5 protein-coding genes are annotated in these 4,176 nt (G+C 66.4%); 1 reads left to right on the forward strand and 4 read right to left on the reverse strand.

Translation table 11 applies throughout. The features are described 5' to 3' along the window. Positions 1-1,214: DUF1501 domain-containing protein (locus tag V3572_RS08045; RefSeq protein ID WP_332110464.1), on the forward strand; the 1,214-nt coding region annotated here is incomplete at its 5' end. A gap of 267 nt (positions 1,215-1,481) precedes the next feature. Here the strand turns inward: V3572_RS08045 and V3572_RS08050 are convergent. From V3572_RS08050 to V3572_RS08065, 4 genes are all read right to left on the reverse strand, one after another. Next, on the reverse strand, positions 1,482-1,934 hold the full coding sequence (locus V3572_RS08050) for a hypothetical protein (protein WP_332110465.1): 453 nt from the start codon (positions 1,932-1,934) through the stop codon (positions 1,482-1,484). A gap of 155 nt (positions 1,935-2,089) precedes the next feature. Further along, the gene (locus V3572_RS08055) at positions 2,090-2,809 is read right to left on the reverse strand and encodes a tetratricopeptide repeat protein (protein ID WP_332110466.1); all 720 of its coding nucleotides are present in this window, start codon (positions 2,807-2,809) and stop codon (positions 2,090-2,092) included. Positions 2,810-3,024: 215 nt separating this feature from the next. Beyond that, the gene (locus V3572_RS08060; protein ID WP_332110467.1) at positions 3,025-3,600 is read right to left on the reverse strand and encodes a flavodoxin family protein; all 576 of its coding nucleotides are present in this window, start codon (positions 3,598-3,600) and stop codon (positions 3,025-3,027) included. Beyond that, the coding region (locus tag V3572_RS08065; protein WP_332110468.1) for a flavin reductase family protein at positions 3,597-4,176 on the reverse strand (580 nt) is incomplete at its 5' end. The genes V3572_RS08065 and V3572_RS08060, both read right to left, overlap by 4 nt.

Here is a 4,176-nt window from a genome sequence, read left to right on the forward strand (position 1 = left end):
CGCCCGCCCGGCTGGTGGTGGTGTTTTTGCGTGGCGGCGTGGACGCCCTAAGCGTCCTGCCGCCCTTTGCAAACGATTTCTACCGTATGTCCCGGCCCACCACGGCCCTGGCCCCGCCCGGGCGGCCGGGCGGGGTCGTGTCCCTGACCGGCGGCCTGGGGCTGCATCCGGCCCTGGCCCCGCTTGCGGAGGATTTCCAGGCCGGCCATCTGGCATTCGTGCAGGGGGTGGGGCTGCCCGAGGCGGTGCGCGACCACGCCACGGCGCAAAAAATCATGGAGACCGGGGTGGGCGGCGTGTCCTCCCTGGGCTCTGCCAAGGACGGCGGCTGGATGAACCGCCTGGCCCTGGAGCTGGCCCCCAGGCCGGCAGGGAAAAAAGCCCCTCCGGACACCACGGTCCGGGCCGTGTTCGCCACCCCCCGGCGTCCCTTGATCCTTTCCGGCAAGGCCAGAAGCGTCAACCTGCCGCCCGGGCGGTACGTCTACCCCATGGACGCGGCCACCCTGCCCGACGTCACGGAACTGGACGCGGCCCTGGTCAAATCCTACGGGGCCAAGGGCGTTCCGGCCGCCCTGGCCCGGGCCTTCCGCGAGGGCATGTCCTTTCGCCGGTCGCGTCTGGCGGCGCTTGCCCGGGAGATGGACGCCTCCCGGGGCGGCGATCCCCCGGTGTCGCTCTTCCCCAAGCTGGCCGGGAAACTCGCGGAGCAGATGACGCGCCAGTCCGACCTGACGTTGGCCTTCCTGGCCTTTGGCGGCTTCGACAGCCATGTCCGCCAGGGCGCGGCCACGGGTCGGCTGGCGGAGTCCCTGGCCCACACGGCCACGGGGTTGCGTGTCCTGGCCGAGGGCCTGGCCTCGGGCATGGAGCGCACGGTGGTGGCGGTGGTCAGCGAATTCGGCCGGTCCCTTTCGGAAAACGACACGGGCGGCACGGACAACGGGCACGGGGGGCTTGTGTGGCTCATGGGCGGGCCGGTGGCTGGCGGCCAGTTGTACGGCCAGCCGCCGGGCCTGGCCGGACGCAGGCTGTACCGTGAACACCTGCTGCCGGTGACCATGGACTATCGCCAACCCCTGGCGGCGGTCCTGAGGGGCCATCTGGGACTTTCGGCCGAGGCCGTCAAACGGGTGTTCCCGGGGTTTTCCCCGGACGCATCCCTGGAGGGCTTGGTGCGCGCCAGGCCGGACGCCGCTGTCTCCCCGCCATAGCCCCGAATCCTCGGACCCCGGGCAGGCGGATTTCCAGATGAACCAAGGCAACGGTCTTTTTTTCTATGCGATCCGGACGTTCGGTCTCTAGGGTGCGGCATGTCTCGGAGACGGCCAATCGTCGACCCGGTGGACAGCCGACGGCGTCGTCCTGTGGGCGTCGGTCAGGCCGGAACGGGTCGCGCGTGAAACGAAGGTGTCCCCGGCAGGGGATGCGGGAGGACGGCGAGGCGGGGCCGAACCGTGGTCCGGCCCCGGTGCGGCGGGTTATTTCTTGGCTTCTTTGGCCATCTTCTTCTTGAGGCCCTCGGCATACTGCCGGGACTGTTCGAGGATGGAGTCCACGTTTTCGCCGTTGAGCTTGAGTCCGGCGATCTTGTAGACGCCGTCGAAGGGGATGAAGGCGTTTTTCTTGTCGGCGTAGAGTTCGTCCATGGCCTTGACGGCCTTGGCCGGGTCGCTGATGACGTAGGCGTTGAAGCATTCCCGGAACTGCTTGTTGATGTGTTCCGGATCGGCGTCCTTGCCGCGTCCCACAGTGAGGTCCGTGCACATGATGCGCACGCCGGTGGCCATGCCGGTGATGAAGCAGTGTTTTTCCTTCTCGGTGTATCCAGTCCACGTTTGGGCGAAGCTTGGGGCCGATTGGGCCAGGGCCGAGGCCGCGTTGCCCAAAAGAAGCAGAAAAAGCGCCGTGAGCAGCAGGGTTTTTCTCACCATATCTCTCTCCTTGTCGGATCGTCTCGCCAGGTGGCCGATGTGCCGGGCGCCATTGGCCCGGACGGTTGGCTCCGGCCTGCTTCCTACGCAAACTCGGCCCGGGCGGCAAGGGGCATTCGCCCGACGCCGCAAAGCCGCCAAGTCGCGCAGGGTGCTCAGATGTCGTTTAAGTCGATAGTCTTGGGGCCCGGCTTTTGTTTGGCCGGGGTCTGGGAGGCGCCTGTGCGGCCGCTTTTCGCCCCTTGGCCGTACAATCCCGCCGCCGGGTCGCCGTCCGCCGGGCCGTTGCGTGCGCCCTTGCCCGGGCCTCCGGCCAGGGCGGCCTTGCCGCCGCACAGTCCGCGCACGGCCTCCAGGCGGCGCGCGGCCGGGGCGTATCCCACCTGGGGCGCGGCGGCCTTTTCATAGGCGGCCAGGGCCTCGCGGCAGTTGCCTTCGGCCAGAAAGATGTCGCCCAGTCGCAGCAGGGCCTCGGGGCTCAAGCCCCCCGTGGTTCCGGCCTTGATCAGCCAGGGCTTGGCCTGGGCCGTCTCGCCCTGGTTGGCCAGCAAAAGTCCCATGGCCTCCATGGCGTCGTCCAGGCCGGGGTCGGCGCGCAGGGCCTCGTCGTAAGCCGTAAAGGCCTTTTTCGCGGCGTCCCGGGTCAGGCTTTGACCCAGATACACCTTGGCCTGGGGGGTGCCTGCGGCGGCGAACAGCGTGGCCGCCTGTTCGAAGTTGCCCTGCTCGTAGGCCCGCTGCCCCGCGTTGAAGGCCTCTGCCGGTGGCGGCGCAGGGGGCGTCTGGGGGGAGTGGGAGGAACACCCGGCGGTGAACGCCGCCACGGGAACCACGACCAGCAACAGTACGACCGCGCATGCGGCTTTTACGGACATGGCTTCTCCTTGGGGATCCCGGCGATGCGCAGACGGGGTGGCCCGAACCGTCCTGGCGGATTTGGACGTCGCGCGGCCCGTTGCCCTCGTCAGCCGCAGTCCAGGGTGCTGTATCCCAAAAGGGGGGTGGGCTTGTCAAATCCCGTGGTGCGGCGGAGACCCCGTTCGGAGGGCCCAAGCGCGGATCGCCGCCGCAACGGGGGGAGAAAGGACCGCTAGGCGTGGATTTTCTTCAGAAGCCAGGCCATGTGCTGGCCCAGGGTGCTCATGGTGCGCAGGCCTTCTTCGTCGCCGTTCACCTCTCCGATTTCCCGGCCGAATCCCATGTTCCAATAGATGGAGCCGGGCACCACCATCTCGTTGATGAAAAAGAAATGGTTGAGGGAATTGAAGGTGTGGATGGCCCCGCCGCGCCGGGCGGCCACCACCGCCGCCCCGACCTTGCGGGTGAACAGGCGGCCGTTGGCGATGGACACCAGCCCCGCCCGGTCGATCAGGGACTTCATGTTGCTGGTCACGTTGGCGAAATAGGTTGGCGACCCGAGCACGATGCCGTCGGCGCCCTGCATCTTTTCAATGAGCTCGTTGAGCGTGTCCTTTTTCTGAATACACTTCCGGTCTTTGGTCTCGAAACATTTGTAGCAGGCCAGGCAGCCGCGCAGATCCTGCCCGGCCAACTGCACATGCTCCGTTTCGATGCCCTCGGCCGTTAGTTCGGCTAAAAGCGTGTTGATCATGATGGCGGTGTTGCCGTTTTTTCTGGCGCTGCCGTTTATGGCCAAAACCTTCATGCTTTTTCTCCCTTCAGCTTTTTCCCCGCGTTCCAGGCCTCGCCCACCCTCTCACCCAGGGCGAAATAGCCGTTTTGGGGCATGGTCAGGATAAGCGGGTCGATTTTTTTCATGTCCGGCCGCCCGTCGCTGAGCACGTCGGCATGGGCGTGGGCGGCCTTGATCTCGCCGATGAAAAAGGTGTTGGTGGCCACCTCCACGGTCTGGGACACGGCCACCTCCAAACACAGCGGGCATTCCCGGATCATGGGGGCGGAACCGAGTTCGCCGTAAAACACGTCGAAAAGCGCGCCCTTGTCCACGTTGCGGCCCGAGACCAGCCCGCAATAGTCGGTCAATTCCAGAAGCGCCCTCCCGGGAAAGCACATGCTGTACATCCCGGCCTCCACAATCCCTTGCCGGGTGTATTGCCGGTGATTGATGGCCGCGCCCACCATGGGCGGCTTGTAGGAGAGCCGGGTGAACCAGGCCACGGTCATGAAATTGGGCTTGCCGTCCACCATGGACCCCACCAGACAGACCGGCATCACCGGCAACACATTGGGTTCGATGCGGACCATGTCCATGACGTCATCT

The sequence above is a fragment of the Desulfolutivibrio sp. genome (assembly GCF_036584575.1).
Taxonomy (GTDB): domain Bacteria; phylum Desulfobacterota; class Desulfovibrionia; order Desulfovibrionales; family Desulfovibrionaceae; genus Desulfolutivibrio.